Here is a 24620-nt window from a genome sequence, read left to right on the forward strand (position 1 = left end):
CGGCCGTTCCCACAAGATCCCGCACTGTCTAGGCTGGGGCGCACGCAGGACCGCGCAGGCAGGAGACCCGCACATGGCAGACCGCAAGCCCATCGAGTCGTGGCTCACCGACATGGACGGGGTCCTCATCCACGAAGGCGTGCCGATCCCCGGCGCCGACGCCTTCATCAAGAGGCTCCGCGAGTCCGGCAAGCCCTTCCTGGTCCTGACCAACAACTCGATCTACACCCCGCGCGACCTGCACGCCCGGCTGCGCCGCATGGGGCTGGAAGTGCCGATCGAGTCCATCTGGACCTCGGCGCTGGCCACCGCCCAGTTCCTGGAGGACCAGCGGCCCGGCGGCTCGGCGTACGTCATCGGCGAGGCGGGACTGACCACGGCCCTGCACGACATCGGCTACATCCTCACCGACCACGACCCCGACTACGTGGTCCTCGGCGAGACCCGCACCTACTCCTTCGAGGCCATGACGAAGGCGGTACGGCTGATCAACGCCGGCGCCCGCTTCATCTGCACCAACCCCGACGAGACCGGCCCCTCCACCGAGGGGCCGCTCCCGGCGACCGGCGCGGTGGCCGCCCTGATCACCAAGGCGACCGGCAAGCAGCCGTACTTCGCGGGCAAGCCCAACCCGCTGATGATGCGCACCGGGCTCAACGCGATCGGCGCGCACTCCGAGACCAGCGCGATGATCGGCGACCGCATGGACACCGACGTGCTGGCCGGCATGGAGGCCGGGATGCAGACCTTCCTCGTGCTGACCGGTCTGACCCGGCCCGAGCAGGTCGAGAACTTCCCGTACCGCCCGTCCCAGGTGGTCGACTCCATCGCGGACCTCGTGGAACGGGTCTGAAACGCGGATTTCCTCCGCATGACCCGATTGGAGCAGCCTCGGGGCCGCGCAGGATGCGGTGCCGGGGCTCACGGGGGAGCCTCCAGGTAACTGGAGGTACACGATGGGCTCACTGAAAGTCACACTCTGTGCGGGTGCCGCGCTGGCCACCGCGTTGTGCGCACCGGCGGCCTACACCTACGCGGCCGACGGCGGCGGCGTCTCCGTGTCGCCGTCCTCGCCCGCCCCCGGCACCGCCGTCACGCTCCGCGTGCCCGACTGCACCGAGAAGACGGCCGTCGCCGTGTCCGCGGCCTTCGAGTCGGACGTACGGCTCAGCCTGGCCGCGGGGGACGGCGTCCTCGTCGGCTCCAGCCAGGTCCGCACCAGCGTGCGGGCCGGTGCGTACGCAGTGCAGGTCAAGTGCGGCGAGCAGGCGCGCAAGGGCACCATCACCGTCCACGACGAGCGGCGCCCGTCCACCCACGCCTCGCCCGTCGCCCCCGTCGACGCGGGCGGCGGCGGCACCGCGGAGCTGGCCGCGTCGGACGCCGGGGACGGGGCGCGCGTCGATCCCCCCGGCACGGCGCACACCGTGACCGGTCTGGTGCTCGCGGGCATCGCCGCCGTCGCCGTGGCACTGCGCAGCGTCCGCAGCCGGAGCCGCGGGACGGACTGACCATGTCCGAACAGGACGAGCAGGACACCGGACGGACGCCCGCGTCGGGGCCCGCGCGGGAGGCCGCCTCGGAGGCCACACCGCCGCCCGCTGCCCCCGGCGGGCGCCTGGTCACCGGCATCGCCTGGGTGGTGCTGCTCCTCGGGCTGTGGCTCTGGGGCCGCGAGGCCACCGACGTGCGCGAGGGCATATCGCGGCCGGCCACCGGGGACATGGCTGCCGCCGGGCGGCCCCCCGACGTCCCGCTGCCCCCGGCCCACGCGCCCCTCGACGACGCCCGGCCGCAGCGGCTCGACGTCCCCGGACTCGACATCGACGCCCCCGTCGTGGCCCGCGGTCTCGACGCCGAGGGCGCCATCGAACCACCGCCCTTCGACCAGCCCGGCACCGTCGGCTGGTACGCGGCCGGGGTCGCCCCCGGAGCCGCCGGGACCGCCCTGCTGGTCGGGCACGTCGACACCGAGACCCGGCCCGCCGTGTTCTACCGGCTCAGCACCCTCGAACCCGGCCAGACGATCCGGGTGGCCCGCGACGACGACGAGGTCGCCGAGTTCACCGTCGACGACGTCCAGGTCCTCACCCGCGACGGCTTCGACGCCCAGCAGGCCTACGGACCCCGCGACACGGGCCGCTCCGAGCTCCGCCTCATCACCTGCGGCGGCACCTTCGACCACACCACCGACAGCTACACGGCCAACGTCGTCGTCTCCGCCTACCTGACCGGAACCGGCTCCGCCGGCCACGTCACCCGGTGAGCGGTCCCGTGTCCCGGGCCGCCTTCGCGAGGGCACGGACCAGCGCCGTTTCCCCGGCCGTCGGCCAGATCAGGGCCCAGCTCGCCGTCGGAGCGTCGTACGGGCGGAGATAACGCAGGCCGCGCCACTGGTAATAGCGTGCGGCGTCGCCGTGGACGAGGCTGATCGCCCCGCCCGCCGCGACCACGGCGGCGAGCTCCTGGAACGAGGAGACCGTCGGGCCGCGCCGGGTGGGCCGGCCGCCGGGGGTGTGGGTGGGCACGAGCGTCTGCTGCCAGTACTCGGGGATGGCGGTGGCGGAGTGCGGCAGGGGCCAGTCGGCCAGGTCCTCCATGCTGACGGCGGCGCGGCGGGTGAGGGGGTGGTCGGTGGCGACCATGAGAAGCAGGGGTTCGGTCACGACGACCGGGCCGACGGTGAGATCCGGTTCACGGACCGGCAGCCAGGCGGTCGCCACGTCCACCGAGCCGTTCCGGAGCGGGCCGAAGGGGTCCGTGAAGATGACCTCCCGAATGCGCAGGGCGACCTCGGGGTGCCGGCTGCGGAACAGGTCGAGCAGGTGTGCGTGGTCGTGAGCCTGGGAACCGTGCAGGCCGAGAGTGAGCGTGCCGGTCGAGCCACGGGCGGCAGCGGTGGCCGCGCGGGTGCCGTCGAGTATCTGCTGGTAGCCCGCGCCGAGATCGCGCCGCAGTTGTGCGCCGATGGCGGTCAGTTCGACCTTGCGGCTGCTCCGGGCGAAGAGGGGCGCCCCGATCCTGCGCTCCTGCTTGGCGATCGACTGGCTCACCCGCGCCTGCGACACGTGCAGCCGGTCCGCGGTCCGGCCGAAGTGCAGCTCCTCGGCCAGCGTCAGGAAGATCTCGATGTCCCGCAGTTCCACCACTTGCCCCCGGTCCGTCAGCGATAACAGCTGGGTTATCAGACCATGTGCAGCGGGAGATTGTTCGCGCCCCTCCCGCCCCGCATCCTGGGTCGGACGCAGGGCGGCAAGGAGAAGAAATGCGGATGCGGGGCGTGGTCACGGTGGTTGCGGCGGTTCTGACGCTGACGGCGGTCGGCGGCTGCGGCGACGACGAGGGCGGCGGGAGTACGGGGGCCGGCGGCGGGGGCTACGGGCAGTCCGCGGGCAGCGGGGGACGGCTCATGGACACCGAGCCGCAAGGCCGTCCGAGCGCCCCCACCATGGCCGACATCGAGGCGTTCGTCAGCACCCGCACCACATGCACCGATCTGCACATGGAGGACCGGGACTCCGACCACGAGGACGACCCGGAGGCCGAGGCGACCGGCAAGCTGTGGGGCATCAAGGAGCGCGCCGTCTGCTGGGACGCGAAGCGCATGGGGGTCACGCTCATGTCCGTCGACGACATGAAGAGCTTCCAGACCCAGGCGCGCAAGCGCGGCCCCGCCGGGTACCTCGTCGGGGAGGACTTCGTCGTCACGGGTGGCCCCTCGACGCGGGCCGACCTCAGGGGGTCCGGGCTCCTCGCCCTCGTCTGCGACCCGGAGACCGAGATCCCCAGCGGCTACACGAAGGAGAAGGGCCTCGTGGACGGTTGCACGCTGACCGATTTCTTCTCCTGACGCCCGTCGACCGATGACCCCGTGGGCGCACGAGGCGTATGTCAGGATTGAGCCTCGGAACAGTGCACCCAGGGGGGTTGGATGTACGGCAGCAAGCCGGCCGGAAACATGTCCAGGAGGCGGGCTGCGTCGGCGGCGGCACTCGGAGCGGCGGCCCTGCTGCTCGCGGGCTGCTCCTCGTCCGGCGACGGGGACGACAAGGCCGCGGGCGCCGGGATCACCCAGCAGCCCAAGGAGACCGACCCCTTCTGGGTCAACCCGGACGGCAACGCGGCCCAGCAGGTCGCGTCCCTCGCCGACGCGGGCAAGAAGGACCAGGCCGAGGAGATCCGCAAGATCGCCCAGCAGCCGACCGGCGAGTGGATCAGCCCGGAGAACCCCGAGGAGCAGGCCCGCGGCTTCACCGAGGCCGCCGACGAGGCCGGCCGCACCGCGCTGCTCGTCCTCTACAACATCCCGCACCGCGACTGCGGCCAGTACTCCGAGGGCGGCGCCGCCGACGGCGACGCCTACCGGTCCTTCGTCGACGGCGTGGCCGAGGGCATCGGCGACCGTGCCGCCACCGTCGTCCTGGAACCGGACGCGGTGCTCCACCTCGTCGACGGCTGCACCCCGCAGGAGTTCCACGAGGAGCGCTACGACCTCCTCAAGGGCGCGGTCACCAAGCTCGGCGCCCTGAAGAACACCAAGGTGTACCTGGACGCGGGCAACGCCGGCTGGGGCCACCCCGACCAGATCTTCGACCCCCTGAAGCGGGCCGGCGTCGACCAGGCCGACGGCTTCGCGGTCAACGTGTCGAACTTCTACACCACAGAGGACTCCATCGCCTACGGCAAGCAGCTCTCCGCCAAGGTGGGCGGCAAGCCCTTCGTCATCGACACCAGCCGCAACGGCAACGGCCCCTACACCGAGGGCGCCCCGGACGAACGCTGGTGCAACCCCCCGGGCCGGGCCCTCGGCGAAACCCCGACGACGAAGACGGCCGACCCCCTGGTCGACGCCTACCTCTGGGTCAAGCGCCCGGGAGAGTCGGACGGCGAATGCAAGGGCGGCCCGAAGGCAGGCGAGTGGTACCCCGAGTACGCCCTGAAACTGGCGCAAGGATAAGAAACCTAAGGGGCGCGGGGAACTGCGCGACCAGCCACAGCGCTCCCGCACCCGACGTCACAACCCGTGGGAGCGCTACGGAACTCGCACCCACTCCGCCTTACTCGGCGTCCCCTCCCCGTCCGTCACGAACATCATGTACCACCCCGACTGAACCAGGTTCTTACCGGAGGGCACCGTCACCGTCAGCTTGTCCCCGTCCGCCTTGAAGTCCAGCGCGATCGACCGCTGATCCACGTCCGTGACGTGGGTCGACGCGCTCGGCCGGATCAGCCGCACCTTCTTGACCGTCGACGCCGCACGCGAGGTGAACGTCCCCGACTCGCCGCGCGCGATGGTCTGCGGGCCGCCGGACAGGTCGGGCCGCGAGTCGCGGTACAGGTACGGCGGCGTGTAGATCTCGATCCGCTGCTCGAACTTGCCCGGCTTGGTGTTGGCCTTGTCGGCGTAGAGCGAGTCCGAGCCGAAGAACATCAGGCGCCCGTCGGGCAGCAGGATGGACCCGGAGTGGTAGTTGCGCCCCACCAGCGGGTCGGCGACCCGCTCGAACTCGTTCGTGTCCGGGTGGTAGAGCCGCGCCTGGAGGATGTTGGAGTCGCCGCGGCCGCGGTAGTCCTGAGAGCCGCCGGAGACCAGCACGCTGTCGTCGGGCAGGATCGACGCCTGCGGGTAGCGCGTGCCCTTCTCCAGTGACGGTCCGTCGACGAACTTCGGGTCGTCCGCCTTGAGGTCGGCGATCCGGGTCTTCTCGCTGGACAGCTTGGACTCGCCGACCCCGCCGCCGCCGATCACCATGTACTTCTCGTCCTGCGCCGGGGGCAGCAGCACCGTGTTCGCCGTCTCCAGCATGTTCGCGTCGCTCATGCCGGGGACCTTGGTGAACTTGTTGGTCTCCACGTCCCAGACGCCCGGGGTGCGGCCCACGTCGTCGGGTCCGTACCCCGCGTTGGCGCCCGAGTAGAAGATCTTGCCGTTCTGCATCAGGAACAGCGCCGGGTACGTCGGGAACTGGCGGACCTTGTCGGTGTAGGTCCAGGCCTTGGTCTTCGGGTCGTAGACCTCGTTCTTGCCGGGGACCAGCTGGCCGATGTCGTCGAGGCCGGAGACGCTGAGGATCTTGCCGTCGCCCAGGGTGGTGAGCGTCGGGTACCAGCGGGCCTCGTGCATCGGGTCGACCTTGATGTACTTCTCGGCGACCGGGTCGAACTCGAAGGCGTCCCGGATGCCCTGGAAGTCCTTCTTGTCGAGAGCGAGCTTCTGCGCGATGCCGTACGTGTTGCGGGCGTCGGCACCCGACAGGCCCTGGATGCGGTAGTTGTCCTCCGTACCCGTCTCGTACGCGCTGCCGCTCTTCTGCGCCTCGACGTAGATCCGGCCGAGGCCCGGGTCGTTGCGCACGAACGCGCCGGTCGCCGGGTCGAAGACCTTCTCGGCGCGGGGCACCAGGACCGGGTCCTTGGAGACGAAGGTCTTGCCGTTCTCCTTGCCGGTGAACTTGGTGCCCGCCGGGAGGGTGATCGGCTTGTCCGGGTTCTCGTTGTGGACGACCATCAGGCCGCCGGCCTTGGTGACGTCGCCCTTGAGCTTCTCGTACCGCTTGGTGCCGCCCGCGATCAGCAGGTTGCCGTTGGCGAGCTGCGTGTGTCCGGTGCAGAACAGGTCGGACGGCGTCGGCACCTTCTTGATGGTGCCCTTGACGGGGTCCCAGATCCGGGTGTCGTACTGCTTGTCGTCGGAGTTGTCCTGGTTGTTGCCGGACCCGGCGACCATCAGCACCTTGCCGGTGCGCAGCAGTGCCGCGTGGATGGTGTTCTGCCGGTACTTCTCGGGAAACTCGATGATCTCCCACTTGCCGTTGGCGGCCTTGTACTCCGGCTGATTGATCTTGTACTGGTGGTATTTCTCGGTGCTGAAGCGGTAGAGCCACGGCCCGTTCATCCCGGCCAGCGCGACTACCACCGCCGTACCTATCGCGAAGCGACGGGCGCGGCGGCGGCCGGCACGGTCTTTCATTCCTTACGTCCCCCAAGTCCACCAAGGGCGATCTGCATGGTCTGGTCGTCTCCCCCGTCGGCGGGGGCGGCCCAGTCGGGCCTGTGCTGCGGCGCGTGCCGTCCGTACGGCGCCTGCTGCGGCGGGACCCGCGGTGCGGGCTCCGCCGCCGCGACCGGCGGTTGCTTCTTCGCCTTCCTCAGCTCGTGGCGCCAGGCGAACATCGGCGACGCGGTGATCAGCAGCGCGAACGTCGCCCAGATGATCATCGCGGGGTGCGAGTGGCCGTAGACGAAGCCGGCGGCGATCGAGCCACCGAAGATCACGATGAAGTACCAGTGGTACCGGAAGGTGCCGAACAGGGTGTCCGGGCTGGCCGAGTCGCCCTTCGGGGTCACCACGAACTTGCTCTTGCGGCGCAGCACGGAGTCGATGAGCGCCTTGGCGTACAGCGGCGCCGACAGCGCGGACATGATCATGCCGGCCACGCCGCCGGAGCCCTCCGGCTCGTGCGGGGAGACGTTGTGGCGGCGGTTCCAGACGTACAGGCCGATCTGGAGCGCGGAGGCGTTGCCGTAGAGCATCAGCCAGACCGCCGGGTCGATGTTGACGCCGGACGCGCCCAGGCCCAGGAACAGGCAGCAGCTCAGCGCCGCCAGGATCCAGTTCAGGGCCGACATCGGATAGAAGATGATCATCATCGTGTAGTTGAAGAGCTTGCTCGGCGGCAGCGAGTACCAGCCCTTCCAGTACTGCTTGAGGATCGTCTCGTACGTCCCGCGCGACCAGCGCATCTGCTGGGTGAAGAAGTCCGTCCAGGCGTTCGGGCCCTCGCCGACCGCGAGCACGTCCGGGGTGTAGACCGAGCGCCACTTGCGGCCCGTGACCGGGTTCTTGTGGCGGTGCATCTCGAAGCCGGTCGCCATGTCCTCGGTGATCGAGTCGTACAGGCCGCCGATCTGCTTGAGCGCCCTGATGCGCACCGCGTTGGAGGTGCCCACGAACATCGGCCCGCCGTAGCGGTTGCCGGCGCGCTGGATCAGCGCGTGGAAGAGGAACTGCTGCGACTCGGCGGCCTTGGTGATCGGGTTGTCGTAGTTGCCGTAGACCTGCGGGCCGATGACGAAGCCGACGTCCGGGTCGCGGAAGAAGCCGAGCATCCGCTCCAGGTAGTTGGGCAGCGGCACGTGGTCGGTGTCGACGGAGGCGAAGAAGTCGTAGTCGTCGCCGTGCGCCTCGAGCCAGGCGTTGTAGTTGCCGTGCTTGGTCTTGGCGCGGTGCGGGCCCTTCTTCCGGTTCCACTTCGCGACGCCCTTGCGGGAGAAGTGGTGCACGCCCAGGCGCGCGCACACCTCCTTCACCTCCGGGTCGTCGCCCTCGTCGAGGAGCCAGACGTGCATCAGACCGCGGTGGCGGATCTTCACGGCCGCCTCCAGGGTCTTCGTCACCATCTCCAGCGGCTCCTTGCCGGGCACGAAGGAGGTGAGGAAGGCGACCTTGGTGCCGGTCTCGGGCACCACCGGGACCGGGTCGCGGGCGACCAGGGTGGCGTGCGCGTTCGACAGCACGTTCAGGCAGCGGAACAGCTCGATCAGGCCGATCGCGACCAGCATCACGATGTCGAGCGCGGGCAGCCAGTCGAAGGCCACGTAGTCGCGCTCCGTCCAGTGCTCCGGCTGGAGCAGCCAGACCAGCAGCACCACCGACAGCAGCGGGGCGGCGGCCAGCATCAGGGCGACCCGGAGGCGGTGCGGCTCCTGCGAGATCAGCGAGCGGTACTGCACCCGGTACGGCTTGTTCGGGTCGGGCTGGGTGAGGGGGCCCGCGAGGCGGCTGTAGTGCTCGTAGTCGTACTTCGGCAGCGTCTTCTTTATCCGGCGGAACGAACCGGTGTTCCAGTTCCGGTGCCCGGGCACCCTGAGCTGGGTGGTCTGGGACGGGTCGTGGTCCGGCCCGGCGCCCGTCGGCGTCGACGTCATGAGTCATTCCCCCCACACGCGGGTCATGCGTGTTTCGTCGCTTCCTTCGCCTGCACCGGTCCCCCTCGACCGTCACGGACGTATCAGTGGTGGGTCACTGTCACCACGGCATGCACACCTTATATAGACATGGAATGGTGACCCCCGGTTGCATGATGCCCCCCTCGGCATCCCCTCGGCACCGGGCCCCAACCGGACCAGGGTTCTACGGCGTTCGTCATGATCGCAAGACGCCCCGGGCCCGGATACGCCGAAGGCCCCCCGTGTGATACGGAGGGCCTTCGACCGTCGGTGCGCCGCCAGGGACTCGAACCCCGGACCCGCTGATTAAGAGTCAGCTGCTCTAACCAACTGAGCTAGCGGCGCCTGCTGACCTGCACAACTCTACCCGACCCCGACCGGTGCTCCGGACCACGCCCGCGGCGCCCGCCGGGCCGCTCCCCCGGCCGGGTACATCATTCGGACCGTCAACATGCGCCTGCTGACGACAGTTGCGAAACTGACCGAGATGTACCGAACCGTACCGCCGCGGACCTGCCCACCGGGAGTGTGAGGGGAATCGCATGGAGACTCCCGTATTCGAGGAGATCGAGCCCGCGAGCGACTGCGACTGCGCCGGCTGCCGCCACTGGCGGCGGGTGCTGCCGCACGCCCCGGCGGGCGGCGCCCTCGCCCATCCGGCGGCGTACCGCACGCTGGTCGTGGCCACCGCCGCCGCATCGGCCACCGCCGTGTCCGTCCTCGGCGCGGGCGGGGCGGCGGCGCTTCCGGCGGCCGTCCACGCCGCCCACCGGCCGGGTGTTCCCGCGGGTGACGAGCCCGGCACTCCCCAGGGACCGCGGGCCCCGCTGCACGGCCCGGTCGGCCGGCCCGCGGCGCCCCCGGCCGGTGCGGACCTGGCCGGCATCACCCGTACCGAGATCATCGACCGGGCCAAGAGCTGGGTGGCCGCGAAGGTGCCGTACAGCATGACCGCCTACTGGTCCGACGGATACCGGCAGGACTGCTCGGGCTTCGTGTCGATGGCCTGGAAGCTGCCCGCCAACGAGTGGACGGGCAGCCTCGGCACGGTCGCCGACCGCATCACCAAGGAGGAGTTGCAGCCCGGCGACATCCTGCTCTTCCACAACGCGTCCGACCCCCAGAAGGGCTCCCACGTGGTGATCTTCGGCGGCTGGACGGACGGCACGCGCACCGCCTACACGGCGTACGAGCAGACCCCGCCGCACACCCGGAAGCTCGACACGCCCTACGCCTACTGGAGCAACTCCGCCCAGTACCTGCCGTACCGCTACAAGGGAGTCGCGGCGAGCGGCGCGGGCAAGGCGGGCGCGGCGGGCACCGGGCAGGCGCCGCCCGGGGCCGCGGGCCCCGCCTCGCACGGGGTGGCCGGATACCCGGGCCGGGCGATGTTCCGGCCGGGCGCGGACAACCCGTACGTCACCCGGCTCGGCAGGCAGCTGGTGCGGAAGGGATTCGGCACGTACTACACGAGGGGGCCGGGTCCGCGCTGGGGCGAGGCGGACCGACGGGGCGTCCAGGCCTTCCAGCGCGCCCAGGGCTGGCGCGGCGGAGCGGCGGACGGCTACCCGGGCCCGGAGACCTGGCGGCGGCTCTTCTCCTGAGCGCACCGGGGTGATCATCCGTTCATGACGCGTCTGGCGCGGAGGCTGGAGCACGCATGAGTACGACATCGTCAACGAACCCGGAGACCGCGCCGGCGGCACCGGAGGAGTCCGCGGCGACGGCCGGTCAACGGTCCGCCCGGCTCATCCACAACGAGGCCACCACCGAGATCCCCGTCCACCTGCTGTTCCGCGACGACCCCGATCCGGCGCCGGTACCGCTGCCGCCCGCGGTCGTCGCGCGCCGGCCGGGTCCGGGGGAGCGTACCGGGGCACGGCCGGGCGCGCGGCGCCCCGTCGCGGCGCGCCCGCGTCCGGCGCCTCAGGTCGACCCGGAGCTGACGGAGCGTCCGGGCCGGGTGCTGCCCGGCGCCGCGGGTGTGGCCGCGGGTCTGTGCGGGGCGGCCGGGTGCGCGGCCACCTCGTGGTGGGCGGGTCTGGTACCGCCGCTCGCGGCCCAGGCGCTGGGGCTGCCGGCGTACGCGGGTGCCGGTCTCGGGCCCGCGCAGTGGGCGGCGTACGCGGCCGCGGGGGCGCTCGGGATGTTCGGGTTCGGGGGACTGGCCCGGGGCCGGACCGGACGGGCCTGGGTGCTCGGTCTGTTCGGCCGCTACCGGGGGACGGTGCGGCGCACCGGCCTGATGTGGGTGAACCCGCTGCTGCTGCGCCGCCGGGTGGACGTGCGGCTGCGGCACTGGCGCAGCGAGCCGATGCCCGCGGCCGACGGCAACGGAGTGGCGCTGAGGGCGGTGACGCTGGTGGTGTGGCGGGTGCGGGACACCGCGAAGGCCACGCTGGGCGTCGAGGACCACGAGACGTATCTGCGCGAGTGCGTCGAGGCGGCGCTGGCCCGGGTCCCGGTCGAGCCGCTCGGCACGGTGCGCAGCTCGGCGGACGTGGCCGGCGACACGCTGACCCGGCTGGTGGCGGCGGACGCGGCGCCGGTCGGCCTGGAGGTGTTCTCGGTGCGGCCGGTCCGGGTGGAGTACGCCCCCGAGGTCGCCGCCGCGATGCACCGGCGCCGGATCGCGGCGCTGGACGCGGCGCAGCGGGCGAGCGTGCTCACCTCGGTGGTGGACTCCGTGGAGGACACGGTGACCCGGCTGACCATGCGCGGGCTGGTGGAGCTGGACGACTACGAGCGCAAGGTGCTCGTGAAGGACCTGACGGTGGCGTTCTGCGCGGGGCGCGGGGACACGGGGCACTGAACCGTTCCGCGTTTGGTATGGACATGTTCAATTGTCAGCAATAATCTGAGACTTGGTCTAGACCTGCACGGCTCACTGAACTTCCCCTGAACTTCCCCACACGTCACAGGGAGCAGCAGTATGCGCACAAGGACCAAGTTGTACGCGGCCGCGCTGGGCATGGCGACCACCGGAGCCCTCGTGCTCTCGTCCGGCGGTGCCAGCGGTCACGGCTACACCGACCTGCCCGTCAGCCGGCAGAAGGTGTGCCAGAACGGCACGGTCGGCGGATGCGGCGCCATCCAGTGGGAGCCGCAGAGCGTGGAGGGGCCCAAGGGCTTCCCGGCCTCCGGGCCGGCCGACGGAAAGATCTGTTCCGCGGGACACGGGTCGTTCGCCGCGCTCGACAGCCCCAAGCAGCCGAACGGCCAGGCGTGGCCGACCACCGGGGTGAACGGCGGGCAGAGCTACACCTTCCGCTGGCAGTTCACCGCCCGGCACGCCACGACCGACTTCAAGTACTACGTCACCAAGCCGGGCTGGAACCAGAACCACAACCTCGCCCGGTCCGACCTCAACCTCACCCCGTTCTTCACGGTGCCCTACGGCGGCAAGCAGCCCCCGGCCACGCTCTCCCACAGCGGCACCCTGCCGTCCGGGCTGAGCGGACACCACGTGATCCTCGCGGTGTGGACGGTCGCCGACACGGGCAACGCGTTCTACGCCTGCTCGGACGTCACCTTCTGAACGGCGGAAGGGCCCCCTCGCCGAGCGAGGGGGCCCTTCCTTCTGTGCGCCGCCAGGGACTCGAACCCCGGACCCGCTGATTAAGAGTCAGCTGCTCTAACCAACTGAGCTAGCGGCGCATGACTCCCGCCGTCCGCTTCCCGCGGTCGGCGACGACGAAAATACTACCCGGTCCCGGACAGTGCTCGTGACCAGCTCCGGGCCGGTCCGGCCGGAGGGGCCCTAGATCGCCAGCGACAGCAGCACCGGTGCCGCGCTCCGGTTCAGCTCGTCCGCGGCCCGGCGCAGCCGGTGCGCGTGCTCGACCGGGAGCGACAGGGCCAGGCAGCCCACGGAGGAACCGGCGGTGATCGGGACGGCCGCGCAGACCGTGCCCACCGCGTACTCCTGGAGGTCGAGGACGGGCACGGTGGCCGGCTGGGACTCCAGCCGGGACAGCAGCAGCTTGTCGCTGGTGATGGTGCGCGAGGTCAGGCGGGCCATCCGGTGCCGGGCCAGGTGGTCGCGGCGGCCCGCGTGGTCCAGCTGGGTCAGCAGGGACTTGCCCACCGCGGTGGCGTGCGCCGAGACGCGGAAGTCCACCCACTCGTTCACCCTGGGTGCGGCCGGGCTGTCGGCGTACTGGGTGACGCTCACCTCGCCGTCGACGTACCGGCTGATGTAGACGGCGGCGCCCACCGAGTCGCGCAGCCCCTCCAGGGTGCGCTGGAGCTTCTCGCGCAGCGCCTGCTCCCGGCCCTGGGCCGAGCCGAGGCGGGCCAGCGCCTCCCCGGTGACGTACGCGCCGTCGGCGGTCTGCTCGACGTATGCCTCGCGGCGCAGCATGCGCAGGAGCGTGGTCAGGCGCTCCGTGCCGATGCCGCTCTCGCGGGTGATCTCGGTGTCGGTGACACCGGAGGTGTGCCGTGCCACCGTCTCCAGGACGCGCAGGGCGTCCTCGGTCGAGTGGTGCGGCGCGGTCGGCTTGTGCTGCAGCGCCACGGTGGTCTCCCCCTGCGCTCGCTGGTGCATCCCTGTGTTCACGATAGCCGCCAAGAGGCTTCCCGTGAGGGGGTGTTGAGCGGATTTCGGGGCTCTCATCTGCGGCGCAGGCCCTCTGGCATATGCCGGTGGCCTGCCCCAACGTCCCGACCTCGGACGTTGGGGCGGCGGCGGCGCGCAATTACAGGACGGCGCTGAGAAACTCCCGCGTCCGGTCGTGCTCCGGCTCGCTGAAGATCTTCTCCGGCGCACCGGCCTCGATGACCCGGCCCGAGTCGAACATCAGGACCTGGTCCGAGATGTCCCGGGCGAAGTTCATCTCGTGGGTCACGCAGAGCATGGTGATGTCCGTGCTGCGGGCGATGTCCCGCAGCAGGTCCAGGACGCCCGCGACCAGCTCCGGGTCGAGCGCCGAGGTCACCTCGTCGAGCAGCAGCACCTTCGGGCGCATCGCCAGCGCCCGGGCTATCGCCACCCGCTGCTGCTGGCCGCCGGAGAGCTGGGCCGGCCGGGCGTCGCACTTGTCGGCCAGGCCCACCATGTCGAGCAGGCCCTTGGCCCGCTCCACGGCCTCGTCCTTGGACATCCCGAGGACCGTGACCGGCGCCTCGGTGATGTTGCGCAGGACGCTCATGTTCGGGAACAGGTTGAACTGCTGGAACACCATCCCGATCTGCTTGCGGACCTCGCGCCGCTCCTTCTCGGTCGCCGGGAAGAGCTTCTGCCCGTCCACGGTGATCGTGCCCTCGTCGGGCTTGAGGAGCGTCATCAGCAGTCTGAGGATCGTCGTCTTGCCCGAACCGGACGGGCCGATCAGGGTGACGTGCTTGCCGGCGTCGACGGAGAAGTCCAGGTGGTCGAGGACGGTGTTGTCCCCGAACCGCTTGGTGACCTGCTCCAGGCGGATCAGCTCGCCGGAGCTGCGCTCGGGGCTTTTCTCGGGGTTGGGAAGAGTGTCAGTGGGCAAGGCGTCGCTCCAGGGCTCGCAGGGCAAGGGAGGCCAGGTAGGAGATGATGATGAAGGCCACACCGATCACCGTCAGGGGCTCGGTGAACTGGAAGTTCTGCTGCGAGAACAGCCGCGCCTCGCCGAGCATCTCCAGCACCGTGATCGCCATCAGCAGCGGCGTGTCCTTCAGCATGGAGATCACGTAGTTGCCGAGGGCGGGCACCACCCGGCGGATCGCCTGCGGCAGGATGACCGCCGTCCAGGTCCGCGCGAGCGGCAGGTTCAGCGCCGTCGCGGCCTCCCACTGGCCGACCGGCACCCCCTCGATGCCGGCCCGGTAGACCTGCATCGTGTACGTCGAGTAGTGCAGGCCGATGGCGACCACACCGGTGGTGAGCGCCGAGAAGGTGATGTTCCACTCGGGCAGCACGTAGAACAGGAAGAACAGCTGCACCAGCAGCGGGGTGTTGCGGACGAACTCGGTGACCACGCCGACCGGCCAGGTCACCCAGCGGCTCGGCACCCGCATCAGCAGTGCCCACACCAGGCCGAGGCCGAACGAGACCAGCGAGCCGAGGACCAGGATCTGCAGGGTGACCAGCAGCCCGTCCCAGAAGTGCGGCATGAAGTCGGAGACCGCGCTCCAGTCCCATTTCACGACACACCACTTCCCTCAGGCACGCGCACGGCCGCCGTCTTCTTCTTCGGCGCCTTTCCGACGCCCGCCTTCAGCTTCTTCTCCAGGCCGCGCATCACCCGCGTGAGCAGGAAGGCGATCACGAAGTAGATCAGCAGGACGTACGTGTAGATCTCCGCGCTCTCCTGCAGCGCCAGGCGCACCAGGTTGGCGCTGAAGGCCAGGTCGCCCATGCCCATGATCGACACCAGGGCGGTGCCCTTGAGCAGCTCGATCAGCAGGTTGGAGAACGGCGGGATCATCTCCGGCACCGCCTGCGGCAGCAGGATCAGCTTCATCCGCTGCCAGGGCGTGAAGCTGAGCGCGATGCCGCCCTCCTTCTGCGCCGGGTCGACCGCGGCCAGCGAGCCGCGCACGATCTCGGAGCCGTACGCCCCGTAGGTCAGACCGAGCGCCAGCGTGCCCGCCCACATCGGCACCAGCTGCCAGCCGAAGGCGGGGGGCAGCACGAAGAAGACCCAGAAGATCATCACCAGCGCCGAGGTCCCGCGGAACACCTCGGTGTAGAAGCCCGCGAGGAAGCGGACGATCCACAGCCGGTGGGTGCGCGCGATGCCGACCACGAAGGAGACGGCCGTCGCCAGCAACGAGCTGAAGAAGAGCAGCTGGACGGTGACCCAGACGCCCTGGAGTACGAGTTCCCACAGTCCCGAGGTCATCCGCCGCAGAGCTCCTTCGCGGTCAGATCGGTCATCTCGTTCTGGGTGAAACCGAAGGGCTTGAGGATGCGCAGCAGTTCGCCGCTCTTCTTGAGCTTCTGGAGCTCGACGTTGAAGGCGTCCCGCAGGTTGGTCTCGTCCGGACGGAAGGCGAAGCCGCCGCCGTCGACGTGGGGCTTGCCGCCGACCAGCGGTGCGAAGGCCTCGGTCGCCTCGGCCTTGCTGGACTTCTTCACCACGTCACGGACGGTCAGCGCGGTCCCCGCGAAGACGTCCACGCGCCCGGACTCGACGGCGTTGAGTCCGGCCACCTGGTCGGGGACGATCAGGATGTCGTCCTCCTTGTACCCGTGCTCCACCGCGTAGGCGATCTCGGCGTAGCCGGTGCCGGTCGCGAACTTGGCCTTCTTCTTGACGACGTCCCGGTAGTTGTGCAGCCCGAGCGGATTGCCCTTGCGCACGATGTACGCGTCGAGCATCTGGTAGTCGGGGTCGGAGAAGATGACCTGCTCGCAGCGGTCGGGGTTGATGTACATCCCGGCCGCCACGACGTCGAACTGCTGGGACGCCAGGCCCGGGATGAGCGAGCCGAACTCCGTCGGCACGGGCTGCACCCGGTCCACTCCGAGCCGCTTGAAGATGACCTTCGCCAGCTCCGGGGCCTCGCCGGTCAACTCGCCGTTCTTGTCGATGTACCCGAAGGGGACCTCACCCGCGATGCCGAGCCGGGCCACGCCCTGGGCCCGCAGCCGGTCGAGCAGGTCGCCCCCCTTCACGTCGGAGGCGGTGGCCACCCGCGAGCAGCCGGCCGCCCCCAGCGCGCCGAGCGCCGCGACCCCCGCGAGCAGCGACCGGCGAGTGGGCCCGGCTGTCCTGGGCCTTTGGTCGGATATACCCCATGGAGGGGTTCTGTGTGGTGGAGCCATGGGCGCGCAGCTACCCGAAGGCGGGCAGGTTATGCCGATCTTTTTCAGTCCGATACATCGGCCCGGCACCCTTGACCGCGGGGCCGCGGGGCACTGCCATGGAGGGCATGGCTGATCGCTACATCGAAGTCTCGCTGGTCAAGCGCGGAATCACCTGCACGGCCCAACTGCTCGACGACCGGGCCCCGATCACCTGCGCGGCCGTCTGGGACGCGCTCCCCCTCGGCGGCGACGTGTACCACGCCAAATACGCCCGCAACGAGATCTACGCCCTTTTCCCGCCCTTCACGACATCCGAACCCCCACTGGAGAACCCGACGGTAACGCCCATTCCGGGCGACCTGTGCTATTTCGCCTTCGCGGGCGCCGAACTGGGCACGAAGGCGTACGGCTACGACCGCGAGGTCCGCCCCGGCACCACCCTCGTCGACCTCGCGCTCTTCTACGAGCGCAACAACCTGCTCCTCAACGGCGACGTCGGCTGGGTCCCCGGCACCGTCTGGGGCCGCATCACCGAGGGCCTCGACACCATGGCCGAGGCCTGCAACGACCTGTGGCGCACGGGAGCGGCGGGGGAGACGCTCAGCTTCCGCCGGGCGTAGCCGACGACACGGAGAACCCTTCACCGCCGTACAGCGACTCGTACTCGACCTCGATGACGAGCCGCCGGTCGATCAGAGCCCAGAACTCCCCGAGTCGGTCGGAACCGTTCGCGTCGGTTCCGTCCGACTCCAGGAGCACCAGAAACGTCTCCTGCCCCGCGAGCACGACGGAGCCCGCCCGCAGGGAGTACGTCTTCGGCCACAGGCCGGGTGCGAAGAGGGCCGGCTTGACCTCACGGTTCCACTCCCCGGCCACCTCCCCGTCCAGGAGAGCCGCGCTGCGCGTCACGACGGCCGGCCCCAGCCCGGCGTTGACGATCTTCAGGCCGACCCGGTCGTCCTGCCGTATCCGCCGGATCCGCAGCAGCGGTCTGACCGACTGCCGGTTGTGCAGACGGGTCGCCCTGGTCTGCGCCCAGCTGACCCAGAGCGAACCGAGCGCGACGACGGTGGCGGCGACGGCGATGACCGTCTCCGCGCTCACCGCCGGCCCCGGACCGTCACTCCGTCCCCCCGGACGGTCACGAGGCGGCGCCCGCTCCGTACAGCGCGTGCGCGGCCCGCAGGACCAGGTCGTCGCGGTGCCGGGCCGCGACGACCTGGAGGCCGACGGGCAGCCCGTCGCCGTCCGTCCCCACCGGCACCGTCGCCGCCGGCTGCTGCGTCAGGTTGAAGGGGTAGGTGAAGGGCGTCCACCCCGTCCACCGCCGGTACCCCGACCCCTTGGGCACCTCCACCCCCGCCTCGAACGCCGTGACCGGCAGCGTCGGCGTCACCAGCAGGTCGTACGACCCGTGGAACACGCCCATCCGCCGCCCCAGCTCCATCCGCACGTCCACCGCCGCCAGGTAGTCCAGCGCCGAGTACCGCGCCCCCGCCCCCACGATCTCCCGCAGCCCCGGGTCCAGCAGCTCCCGCTGCCCCGCCCGCAGGTGCTGCACCACCCGCGCCGCCCCGCTGAACCACAGGGTGTGGAAGGCGTCCACCGGGTCCGTGAAGTCGGGGTCGGCCTCCGTCACGTACGCGCCCAGCTCCGCCAGCCGCTCCACCGCCCGCCGCACCGCCCCGGCCACCGCCGGACGCACCGCCACCTGCCCGCCGAGCGAGGGCGAGTACGCCACCCGCAGCCCCCGCACCCCGCCCGACAGGGCCTCGGTGTACGACCCGGGCGCCGGGCCCAGCGCCGACCAGTCCCGGGCGTCCGGGGCGCCGACGACGTCCAGCATCAGCGCCGCGTCCGCCGCGTCCCGGGTCATCGGACCGACGTGCGCGAGGGTGCCGAACGCGCTCGCCGGGTACAGCGGCACCCGGCCGTACGTCGGTTTCAGGCCGAAGATGCCGCAGAAGGACGCCGGGATGCGCACACTGCCGCCGCCGTCCGTGCCCAGCGCCAGCGGCCCCGCCCCGAGCGCCACCGCCGCCGCCGCGCCGCCGCTGGAACCGCCCGCGGTGCGGGAGGGATCGTGCGGGTTCCGTGTCACGCCGGACAGGGGCGAGTCCGTCACGCCCTTCCAGCCGTACTCGGGAGTGGTGGTCTTGCCGACGAACACCGCGCCGTGCTCGCGCAGCCGCGCCACGGACGGCGCGTCCTCGTCCCAGGGGCCGTCCGGAGAGACGGCCCGGGAGCCGCGCAGGGTCGGCTGACCGCGCGTCAGCAGGATGTCCTTCACCGTGACCGGCACCCCGTCCAGCCGCCCGCACGGCTCCCCGCGGCGCCACCGCTCCTCGGCCCGCCGGGCCTGGTCCAGCGCCTCCTCGCCGGTCAGCCGGACGAACGCGTTCACCTCCGGCTGGATCCGTTCGGCCCGCTCCAGCACGGCCCGGGTCGCCTCAACGGGGCTGAAAGCGCCCTTGCGGTAGCCGTCGACGAGCTGTACGGCGGTCAGCTCGGTGAGGTCGGTCATGCGGCACCCTCCCGCGGGTCTCGGACGTCGGCGACGTCAGTGTCCGGGCACGTATCCACGCTTCTTGTCGACCACGTTGGCCAGCGGTTCGCCCGCCGCCCAGCTCTCGAACAACTCCACGAACTGCGCCCCCAGTTCGTCCCGCCAGCCGATCGTGTCCCCGCTCATGTGCGGCGAGACGATCAGCCCCGGCACCTCCCACAGGGCACTGTCCGGGCTCAGGGGCTCATGGCAAAGCACGTCCAGGGCGGCGCCCGCGATCCGGCGCGCGGTCAGCGCCTCGACCAGGTCGTCCTCGACGACCAGCTGGCCCCGCCCCACGTTCACGAACCGGGCCGAGGGCCGCAGCAGAGCGAACCGCCGGGCGTCGAACATGCCGCGCGTGTCGTCGGTGAGCGGCGCCGCCGCCACCACCCAGTCGGCCCCGGCCAGCAGCCGGTCCAGGTCCTCCGGGCCGTGCACACCCGGGCGTGCGGTGCGGCCGGCCAGCGCGGTGGTGATGCCGAGCGCCCCCAGCGTGCTCGCGATCGCCCGGCCGATGGGGCCGGAGCCCACGACGCAGGCGCGGGTTCCGGCCACCCGCGTCGACTCGCGGTGCCGCCAGGTCCGCTCGCCCTGGAGGCGCAGCGTGGTGGGCAGGTCCTTGGCCATCGCCAGCACGAGCGCGGCGACGTACTCGGCGATCGGCCGGTCGAAGACCCCGCGCGCGTTGGTCACCACCGTGTCCGACTCGGCCAGCTCCGGGCACATCAGATGGTCCACGCCGGCGCTCGCCGTGTGCACCCAGCGCGGTCGCGGACCGCCGCCCGGCCAGGCCTCGCGCACCGCGTGCGAGGCGAAGTCCCACACCAGCAGCACGTCGGCGTGCGGCAGCCGCTCCGCCAGCGTCGCCGCGTCGGCGTGCTCGACGCGGGCCCGGCCGGTCAGCCGGCCCAGCCGGGGCGGCGGTTCGGCGTCCAGGACGAGGAGGGTCGGCGGGGGAGTCGGCGCGGGCGCGGGTGTGCGCGGGGACGTGGTCATCGGCGGCCTGTCTCCGGTCGGTGGAAGCGGGTGCGGTTCAGGTGTTGACGCGGAAGTTAACCGGCTGTTGACCTGGGAGTGATGCGGGCGGATTGACCACGCTCGCACCGGAACCTACCTTCGTCAACACGGCCGTTCCTGACGGTGCGTTGCCCTCCCCTTTCTCAGTGTGAGGCCGGTGCGTGCCATGGACATCTCCTTTCTCGGCGGACCAGCTCCGCAACGCGGGGTCGGCGTGGTCGCCCCCTTCGACTTCGCACTCGATCGCGAGCTGTGGCGATGGGTGCCCGACGACGTGTCACTGCACATGACCCGGACCCCCTTCGTGCCCGTCGAGGTCAGTCTGGACCTCGCCCGGATGGTCAGCGAGCACGAAACCCTCGGCGAGGCGGTGCGCACCCTCAACGCCATCGCCCCCGAGGTCGTCGCCTACGCCTGCACCTCGGGCAGCTTCGTCGGCGGCATCACCGGGGAACGCGCCATGTGCGAGGCGATGACCTGGGCGGGCGCGGTCCCGTCCGTCACCACCTCCGGCGCCCTGCTCGACGCGCTGGCCGAGCTGGGCGTGCGCCGGGTCGCGCTGGTGACGCCGTACACCGTGTCCGTGACCCGGGCGCTGGAGGCGTACGTCGCCGAGGCGGGCGTCGCCGTCACGGGCTGCGCCTTCATGGGGCTCACCCGGCACATCTGGAAGGTGCCGTACCGCGACGTGGCCGACATGGCCCGCCAGGCCGTGCCCGCGCCGGGAGCGGCGGACGCCCTGTTCATCTCCTGCACCAACCTCCCCACCTACGACGTGATCCCCCAGCTGGAGGCGGAGCTGCGGATCCCGGTGATCTCGGCCAACCAAGTGACGATGTGGGCGGCGCTGCGCCGACTGGGTACCCCTGCGGTGGGGCCGTACCAGGCGCTGACCGATCCGGCCGCGCGCCTCGGCCCCGCGGCGACGGGCGCGGCGGGTCCCGCGGTGGTGGGGCCCGCGGGACCCGTCGACCCCGCGGTGGCGGGCCCGGTCGGACCCGCCGCGGTGGACATGCCGGGCGTCGGTGACGTCCCGGACACGGAACAGCAGCAGGAAGGGTGGACATGACAGCACTGGGATTCCTGTACCCGGGCCACTCCGGCGAGGACGACTACCCACGCATCGAGCAGCTCCTGGGCAGCGACATCCGGGTGGACCTGGTGCACACGGACATCGGCGAGGACGCCCACCGGGTGGACGCGCTCCTAGAGATGGGCTCGCCCGCGCGGCTGGAGGCGGGGGTGGCCGAGCTGCGGCTGGCCGGCGCCGACGCCGTGGTGTGGGCCTGCACCAGCGGCAGCTTCGTGCACGGCTGGGACGGCGCCCACGCGCAGGTGCGGGCCCTGGCCCAGGCTGCGGGCCTGCCGGCCTCGTCCACCTCGTTCGCCTTCGTGCACGCGGCGAAGGAGCTGGGGGTGCGCCGGGTCTCGATCGGCGCGACCTATCCGGACGACGTGGCGCGGCTCTTCGGGGACTTCCTCGGCGCCGCAGGCATCGAGGTGGCCGACGTCGTCAGCTCGGGCATCATCACGGCGGCGGAGGTCGGCACCTGGACCGAGGCGGAGGTGCTGGCGCTGGCCCGTGCGGCCGACCGTCCGGACGTGGAGGCGGTGCTCCTCCCGGACACGGCCCTGCACACGGCGGCGTACATCCCGGCCCTGGAGAAGGAGCTGGGCAAGCCGGTTCTCACCGCGAACCAGGTCACCATCTGGGAGGGCCTGCGCCTGGCCGACCGCCGGGTCAACGCGCCGGAACTGGGCGCGCTGTTCACCCGGGAGCCGGTGGTGCAGGCCTGAGTCAGGCCCGCGGCGGGTCGTGGCAGGCCCGCCGCACGGAAGAACCCCGGTCCCGCGTGAGCGGAACCGGGGTTCTCGTCGAGCGCTGGGCAGGCCTTGCACCTGCATTTCCCCACGGGAAGTGGGGCGTCTTTCCTTGGACCACCAACGCACTGCCTGCTGCGGGGAGTTGGCCCCCGTGATCAGGCAAGATGATCGTACCGCAGCTCCGGCCGGGGTGCACATCGAGCGGTGTCGGTTCAGGTAGCTGGACGTTGATCGCACATCTGAACCCCGAGATGCGTACCTGAACCCTTGTCAGCATCCGAAGCTCCCCCTATTCTCACGCCGAGAAAGCGCTTTCCGCCATCGAGTGAGTGACATGATCACGCCATGGTTCCGTTCCGGCATGTGAAGGCGAATGGGGAGACCGAGGATGAGACGACCAGTCGCGCTGCGACTCCAAGCGGCACTGGGCACACTGGCCCTCGCGGCCGCGGCCGGTGTGGTGCTGACGATGCCCGAGGCGGCGGCAGCGGCCGGCGGCGCCACCGGCTACGCGACCCAGAACGGCGGCACGACCGGCGGCGCGGGCGGGCAGACCGTCCGGGCCACCACCGGCACCGCGATCCACCAGGCCCTGTGCGGCCGGGCCAGCAGCAGCACCCCGATCACCATCGAGGTCGAGGGCACCATCAACCACGGCAACACCAGCAAGGTGTCGGGCGACAGCTGCAACACGGCGGCCGACAAGATCGAGCTGAAGCAGGTCAGCAACATCACGATCGTCGGGGTCGGGAACGGTGCCGTCTTCGACCAGCTGGGCATCCACATCCGGGAGTCGAGCAACATCATCATTCAGAACGTGACCGTCCGGAACGTCAAGAAGTCCGGCTCGCCCACCTCCAACGGCGGCGACGCCATCGGCATGGAGAGCGACGTCCGCAACGTCTGGGTCGACCACTCCACCCTGGAGGCCTCCGGCGGGGAGTCGGAGGGCTACGACGGCCTCTTCGACATGAAGGACAACACCCAGTACGTCACCCTGTCCTACAGCGTTCTGCGCAACTCCGGCCGGGGCGGGCTGATCGGGTCCAGCGAGAGTGACACCTCGAACGGGTACGTCACCTTCCACCACAACCTGTACGAGAACATCGACTCCCGCGCGCCCCTGCTGCGCGGCGGCACGGCGCACATGTACAACAACCACTACGTGAGCCTGAACAAGTCGGGGATCAACTCCCGCGCCGGCGCCAAGGCCAAGGTCGACAACAACTACTTCGAGGACTCCAAGGACGTCCTCGGCACCTTCTACACCGACGCGGCCGGCTCCTGGCAGGTCAGCGGCAACATCTTCGACAACGTGACCTGGTCCGAGCCCGGCGGGGACAACAACCCGGCCGGCCCCGACCTGCAGTCCAACACCACGGTGTCCATCCCGTACTCCTACAGCCTCGACGACGCCTCCTGCGTGCCGTCCGTGGTGAGCGGCACGGCGGGCGCGAACAAGGGCCTGAAGGTCTCGGACGGCAGCTGCACCCCGCAGAGCCCGGACCCGACCGACCCCACCGACCCGGACCCGACCGACCCGGACCCGACGGATCCGACCGACCCGGACCCGACCGATCCGCCGAGCGGGACCAACCTGAGCGTCGGGGCGGGCTCCGACGGCTCGTCCAAGGCGAGCGGCACCAGCTACGGCAACGTGCGCGACGGCGACCTCGGCACGTACTGGTCCCCGGCCGGCACGACCGGCTCCATCTCCGTGAAGTGGTCCTCCGCCACCACCGTCGGAAAGATCAACATCCGTGAGGCGGCGGGCTCCGAGGGCACCGTCGGCTCCTACCGCGTCGTCGACCACGACACCGGCGCCGTCCTGGCCTCCGGCAGCGGGGCGGGCGTGATCGGCTTCTCCCCGGTCTCGCTGGAGAAGATCACCTTCGAGATCACCGGCGCCTCCGGCACCCCGAGGATCGCCGAGTTCGAGACGTACGCGGGCTGACCCGGCCGGGCGGGCGGGGTGTGTCCGGATCGCGGCTCCGGGCACGCCCCGCCCTCTTGCGCGGGCGCGGGACAATGGACGGTGGCCCACTCCACCGGAGTGACCCCGCACCCGGGGACGGGCCGTCGTCACGCACGAGGAGGAGAAGACATGGCGGAGCCCACGCCGCGTCGGCACGAACCGCGGCTACGCCCCGCGCCCCTGCTCTTCGAGCCGGCGGAGGCGGCCGCCGATCCCGAGCACTTCTTCGACCTCGAGTCGATCGACGACCCCCGGGCGCTGCTCGAACGGGCCACCGAGCTGACCCACGCGTTCCGCGCGGCGGCGGACCGGGCGATGGAGTTCCAGGCGATCGCGGCGGCGCAGCTGGCCGACCCGAGGCGGTTCGACCGGCTGACGGCCGCGGACATCGCCGAACGCGCGGAGTGGACCGAGGACTACGCCAAGAAGATGGTGGAGTTCGGCCGCGACCTGATGCGCGGCGAATCGGCAGAGTGAGCCCGGGGGGCGGGTGGGGGTGGAACGCCGGAAGGGCGGAGGGCATATGCCAGGAGGCTGGGCAAGATACTCCCCTCCCGGTCGCCGTGTCCCGGTTT

Annotated in this window: 24 protein-coding genes and 2 tRNA genes; 13 read left to right on the top strand and 13 right to left on the bottom strand. The window is 71.0% G+C overall.

Translation table 11 applies throughout. The features are described from left to right. Nucleotides 1–73: 73 nt before the first annotated feature. The 3 genes from Sru02f_RS04505 to Sru02f_RS04515 all read left to right on the top strand — a co-directional run bounded on the left by Sru02f_RS04505 (nt 74) and on the right by Sru02f_RS04515 (nt 2266). Nucleotides 74–853 carry an HAD-IIA family hydrolase gene (locus Sru02f_RS04505; RefSeq protein WP_061444532.1) on the top strand — a complete coding sequence of 260 codons (780 nt, stop codon included), beginning with the start codon at nt 74–76 and terminating at the stop codon, nt 851–853. A gap of 103 nt (nt 854–956) precedes the next feature. Then, nucleotides 957–1511: a hypothetical protein gene (locus tag Sru02f_RS04510; RefSeq protein WP_109032740.1), complete on the top strand. Its 555-nt coding sequence runs from the start codon at nt 957–959 to the stop codon at nt 1509–1511. 2 nt (nt 1512–1513) lie between these two features. Beyond that, nucleotides 1514–2266 carry a class F sortase gene (locus Sru02f_RS04515; protein WP_109032741.1) on the top strand — a complete coding sequence of 251 codons (753 nt, stop codon included), beginning with the start codon at nt 1514–1516 and terminating at the stop codon, nt 2264–2266. On the opposite strand, the gene Sru02f_RS04520 is transcribed toward Sru02f_RS04515, so the two are convergent. After that, nucleotides 2256–3149, bottom strand: coding sequence for a LysR family transcriptional regulator (locus Sru02f_RS04520; protein ID WP_109032742.1), 894 nt, complete (start codon nt 3147–3149; stop codon nt 2256–2258). The genes Sru02f_RS04515 and Sru02f_RS04520 overlap by 11 nt on opposite strands. Before the next feature lie 116 nt (nt 3150–3265). On the opposite strand from Sru02f_RS04520, the gene Sru02f_RS04525 reads away from it, so the two are divergent. Beyond that, nucleotides 3266–3850, top strand: coding sequence for a hypothetical protein (locus tag Sru02f_RS04525; RefSeq protein WP_109032743.1), 585 nt, complete (start codon nt 3266–3268; stop codon nt 3848–3850). 81 nt (nt 3851–3931) lie between these two features. Beyond that, on the top strand, nt 3932–4957 hold the full coding sequence (locus tag Sru02f_RS04530; RefSeq protein WP_164276904.1) for a glycoside hydrolase family 6 protein: 1026 nt from the start codon (nt 3932–3934) through the stop codon (nt 4955–4957). A 75-nt stretch (nt 4958–5032) separates the two neighbouring features. Here the strand turns inward: Sru02f_RS04530 and glxA are convergent, their stop codons facing one another. From glxA to Sru02f_RS04545, 3 genes are all read right to left on the bottom strand, one after another. Continuing rightward, nucleotides 5033–6970: a radical copper oxidase GlxA gene (gene glxA / locus Sru02f_RS04535; protein WP_109032744.1), complete on the bottom strand. Its 1938-nt coding sequence runs from the start codon at nt 6968–6970 to the stop codon at nt 5033–5035. After that, complete coding sequence (locus Sru02f_RS04540) at nt 6967–8928, bottom strand: glycosyltransferase family 2 protein (protein WP_109032745.1); 1962 nt, start codon at nt 8926–8928, stop codon at nt 6967–6969. The genes glxA and Sru02f_RS04540 overlap by 4 nt, the downstream gene beginning before the upstream one ends. 292 nt (nt 8929–9220) lie before the next feature. Further along, nucleotides 9221–9294, bottom strand: a tRNA-Lys gene (locus tag Sru02f_RS04545). A gap of 197 nt (nt 9295–9491) precedes the next feature. Here Sru02f_RS04545 and Sru02f_RS04550 point away from each other — a divergent pair. From Sru02f_RS04550 to Sru02f_RS04560, 3 genes are all read left to right on the top strand, one after another. Beyond that, complete coding sequence (locus Sru02f_RS04550) at nt 9492–10553, top strand: peptidoglycan-binding protein (protein WP_109032746.1); 1062 nt, start codon at nt 9492–9494, stop codon at nt 10551–10553. Nucleotides 10554–10609: 56 nt separating this feature from the next. Next, complete coding sequence (locus tag Sru02f_RS04555) at nt 10610–11761, top strand: SPFH domain-containing protein (RefSeq protein WP_109032747.1); 1152 nt, start codon at nt 10610–10612, stop codon at nt 11759–11761. Between the two features lie 120 nt (nt 11762–11881). Further along, nucleotides 11882–12487, top strand: coding sequence for a lytic polysaccharide monooxygenase auxiliary activity family 9 protein (locus tag Sru02f_RS04560; RefSeq protein WP_109032748.1), 606 nt, complete (start codon nt 11882–11884; stop codon nt 12485–12487). A gap of 45 nt (nt 12488–12532) precedes the next feature. Here Sru02f_RS04560 and Sru02f_RS04565 read toward each other — a convergent pair. The 6 genes from Sru02f_RS04565 to ehuB all read right to left on the bottom strand — a co-directional run bounded on the left by Sru02f_RS04565 (nt 12533) and on the right by ehuB (nt 16699). Next, a tRNA-Lys gene (locus tag Sru02f_RS04565) sits at nt 12533–12606 on the bottom strand. A 103-nt stretch (nt 12607–12709) separates the two neighbouring features. Further along, entirely contained in the window at nt 12710–13468 is a 759-nt protein-coding gene (locus Sru02f_RS04570) for an IclR family transcriptional regulator (protein ID WP_164277632.1), read from the bottom strand. Nucleotides 13469–13649: 181 nt separating this feature from the next. Then, complete coding sequence (gene ehuA / locus Sru02f_RS04575) at nt 13650–14435, bottom strand: ectoine/hydroxyectoine ABC transporter ATP-binding protein EhuA (protein ID WP_059300561.1); 786 nt, start codon at nt 14433–14435, stop codon at nt 13650–13652. After that, entirely contained in the window at nt 14425–15075 is a 651-nt protein-coding gene (ehuD, locus tag Sru02f_RS04580; protein WP_109032750.1) for an ectoine/hydroxyectoine ABC transporter permease subunit EhuD, read from the bottom strand. The genes ehuA and ehuD overlap by 11 nt, the downstream gene beginning before the upstream one ends. Further along, nucleotides 15072–15773, bottom strand: a complete 702-nt coding sequence (gene ehuC, locus Sru02f_RS04585) for an ectoine/hydroxyectoine ABC transporter permease subunit EhuC (RefSeq protein ID WP_109032751.1) — start codon at nt 15771–15773, stop codon at nt 15072–15074. Before ehuC ends, ehuD begins: the two co-directional genes overlap by 4 nt. Beyond that, entirely contained in the window at nt 15770–16699 is a 930-nt protein-coding gene (gene ehuB / locus Sru02f_RS04590) for an ectoine/hydroxyectoine ABC transporter substrate-binding protein EhuB (RefSeq protein WP_109032752.1), read from the bottom strand. Before ehuB ends, ehuC begins: the two co-directional genes overlap by 4 nt. A gap of 107 nt (nt 16700–16806) precedes the next feature. Between ehuB and Sru02f_RS04595 the strand changes: the two genes are divergently transcribed. Then, a complete protein-coding gene (locus Sru02f_RS04595) occupies nt 16807–17301 on the top strand; it encodes a DUF3830 family protein (protein ID WP_167469623.1) in 495 nt (164 codons plus the stop codon). Here Sru02f_RS04595 and Sru02f_RS04600 read toward each other — a convergent pair. Genes Sru02f_RS04600 through Sru02f_RS04610 form a run of 3 tightly spaced genes read right to left on the bottom strand, consistent with a single transcriptional unit; the run spans nt 17282 to nt 20225 of the window. After that, nucleotides 17282–17785, bottom strand: a complete 504-nt coding sequence (locus Sru02f_RS04600; RefSeq protein ID WP_174855123.1) for a hypothetical protein — start codon at nt 17783–17785, stop codon at nt 17282–17284. The genes Sru02f_RS04595 and Sru02f_RS04600 overlap by 20 nt on opposite strands. Before the next feature lie 37 nt (nt 17786–17822). After that, on the bottom strand, nt 17823–19205 hold the full coding sequence (locus tag Sru02f_RS04605) for an amidase (protein ID WP_109032754.1): 1383 nt from the start codon (nt 19203–19205) through the stop codon (nt 17823–17825). A 36-nt stretch (nt 19206–19241) separates the two neighbouring features. Continuing rightward, on the bottom strand, nt 19242–20225 hold the full coding sequence (locus Sru02f_RS04610) for a D-2-hydroxyacid dehydrogenase (protein WP_109032755.1): 984 nt from the start codon (nt 20223–20225) through the stop codon (nt 19242–19244). Between the two features lie 187 nt (nt 20226–20412). Here Sru02f_RS04610 and Sru02f_RS04615 point away from each other — a divergent pair, with 187 nt between their 5' ends. The 4 genes from Sru02f_RS04615 (at nt 20413) to Sru02f_RS04630 (ending at nt 24522) form a co-directional block, all read left to right on the top strand. Beyond that, the gene (locus Sru02f_RS04615; protein ID WP_109032756.1) at nt 20413–21315 is read left to right on the top strand and encodes a maleate cis-trans isomerase family protein; all 903 of its coding nucleotides are present in this window, start codon (nt 20413–20415) and stop codon (nt 21313–21315) included. Then, the gene (locus tag Sru02f_RS04620; protein ID WP_109032757.1) at nt 21312–22043 is read left to right on the top strand and encodes a maleate cis-trans isomerase family protein; all 732 of its coding nucleotides are present in this window, start codon (nt 21312–21314) and stop codon (nt 22041–22043) included. The genes Sru02f_RS04615 and Sru02f_RS04620 overlap by 4 nt, the downstream gene beginning before the upstream one ends. A gap of 415 nt (nt 22044–22458) precedes the next feature. Then, complete coding sequence (locus tag Sru02f_RS04625) at nt 22459–24024, top strand: pectate lyase family protein (RefSeq protein WP_109032758.1); 1566 nt, start codon at nt 22459–22461, stop codon at nt 24022–24024. 150 nt (nt 24025–24174) lie between these two features. Further along, a complete protein-coding gene (locus tag Sru02f_RS04630) occupies nt 24175–24522 on the top strand; it encodes a hypothetical protein (protein WP_109032759.1) in 348 nt (115 codons plus the stop codon). The last annotated feature ends 98 nt before the right edge of the window (nt 24523–24620 follow it).

Source organism: Streptomyces rubrogriseus (assembly GCF_027947575.1).
GTDB classification, from domain to species: Bacteria; Actinomycetota; Actinomycetes; order Streptomycetales; family Streptomycetaceae; genus Streptomyces; species Streptomyces rubrogriseus.

What these genes read in the sequence shown, in the direction of transcription:
- glxA (WP_109032744.1), bottom strand. Translation starts at nt 6,970, where the DNA reads ATGAAAGACCGTGCCGGCCGCCGCCGCGCCCGTCGCTTCGCGATAGGT.
- Sru02f_RS04615 (WP_109032756.1), top strand. Translation starts at nt 20,413, where the DNA reads ATGGACATCTCCTTTCTCGGCGGACCAGCTCCGCAACGCGGGGTCGGC.
- Sru02f_RS04605 (WP_109032754.1), bottom strand. Translation starts at nt 19,205, where the DNA reads ATGACCGACCTCACCGAGCTGACCGCCGTACAGCTCGTCGACGGCTAC.
- Sru02f_RS04525 (WP_109032743.1), top strand. Translation starts at nt 3,266, where the DNA reads ATGCGGATGCGGGGCGTGGTCACGGTGGTTGCGGCGGTTCTGACGCTG.
- Sru02f_RS04505 (WP_061444532.1), top strand. Translation starts at nt 74, where the DNA reads ATGGCAGACCGCAAGCCCATCGAGTCGTGGCTCACCGACATGGACGGG.
- Sru02f_RS04515 (WP_109032741.1), top strand. Translation starts at nt 1,514, where the DNA reads ATGTCCGAACAGGACGAGCAGGACACCGGACGGACGCCCGCGTCGGGG.
- Sru02f_RS04550 (WP_109032746.1), top strand. Translation starts at nt 9,492, where the DNA reads ATGGAGACTCCCGTATTCGAGGAGATCGAGCCCGCGAGCGACTGCGAC.
- Sru02f_RS04555 (WP_109032747.1), top strand. Translation starts at nt 10,610, where the DNA reads ATGAGTACGACATCGTCAACGAACCCGGAGACCGCGCCGGCGGCACCG.
- ehuB (WP_109032752.1), bottom strand. Translation starts at nt 16,699, where the DNA reads ATGGCTCCACCACACAGAACCCCTCCATGGGGTATATCCGACCAAAGG.
- Sru02f_RS04625 (WP_109032758.1), top strand. Translation starts at nt 22,459, where the DNA reads ATGAGACGACCAGTCGCGCTGCGACTCCAAGCGGCACTGGGCACACTG.
- Sru02f_RS04530 (WP_164276904.1), top strand. Translation starts at nt 3,932, where the DNA reads ATGTACGGCAGCAAGCCGGCCGGAAACATGTCCAGGAGGCGGGCTGCG.
- Sru02f_RS04610 (WP_109032755.1), bottom strand. Translation starts at nt 20,225, where the DNA reads ATGACCACGTCCCCGCGCACACCCGCGCCCGCGCCGACTCCCCCGCCG.
- ehuC (WP_109032751.1), bottom strand. Translation starts at nt 15,773, where the DNA reads ATGACCTCGGGACTGTGGGAACTCGTACTCCAGGGCGTCTGGGTCACC.
- Sru02f_RS04630 (WP_109032759.1), top strand. Translation starts at nt 24,175, where the DNA reads ATGGCGGAGCCCACGCCGCGTCGGCACGAACCGCGGCTACGCCCCGCG.
- Sru02f_RS04620 (WP_109032757.1), top strand. Translation starts at nt 21,312, where the DNA reads ATGACAGCACTGGGATTCCTGTACCCGGGCCACTCCGGCGAGGACGAC.
- Sru02f_RS04540 (WP_109032745.1), bottom strand. Translation starts at nt 8,928, where the DNA reads ATGACGTCGACGCCGACGGGCGCCGGGCCGGACCACGACCCGTCCCAG.
- Sru02f_RS04560 (WP_109032748.1), top strand. Translation starts at nt 11,882, where the DNA reads ATGCGCACAAGGACCAAGTTGTACGCGGCCGCGCTGGGCATGGCGACC.
- Sru02f_RS04510 (WP_109032740.1), top strand. Translation starts at nt 957, where the DNA reads ATGGGCTCACTGAAAGTCACACTCTGTGCGGGTGCCGCGCTGGCCACC.
- Sru02f_RS04595 (WP_167469623.1), top strand. Translation starts at nt 16,807, where the DNA reads ATGGCTGATCGCTACATCGAAGTCTCGCTGGTCAAGCGCGGAATCACC.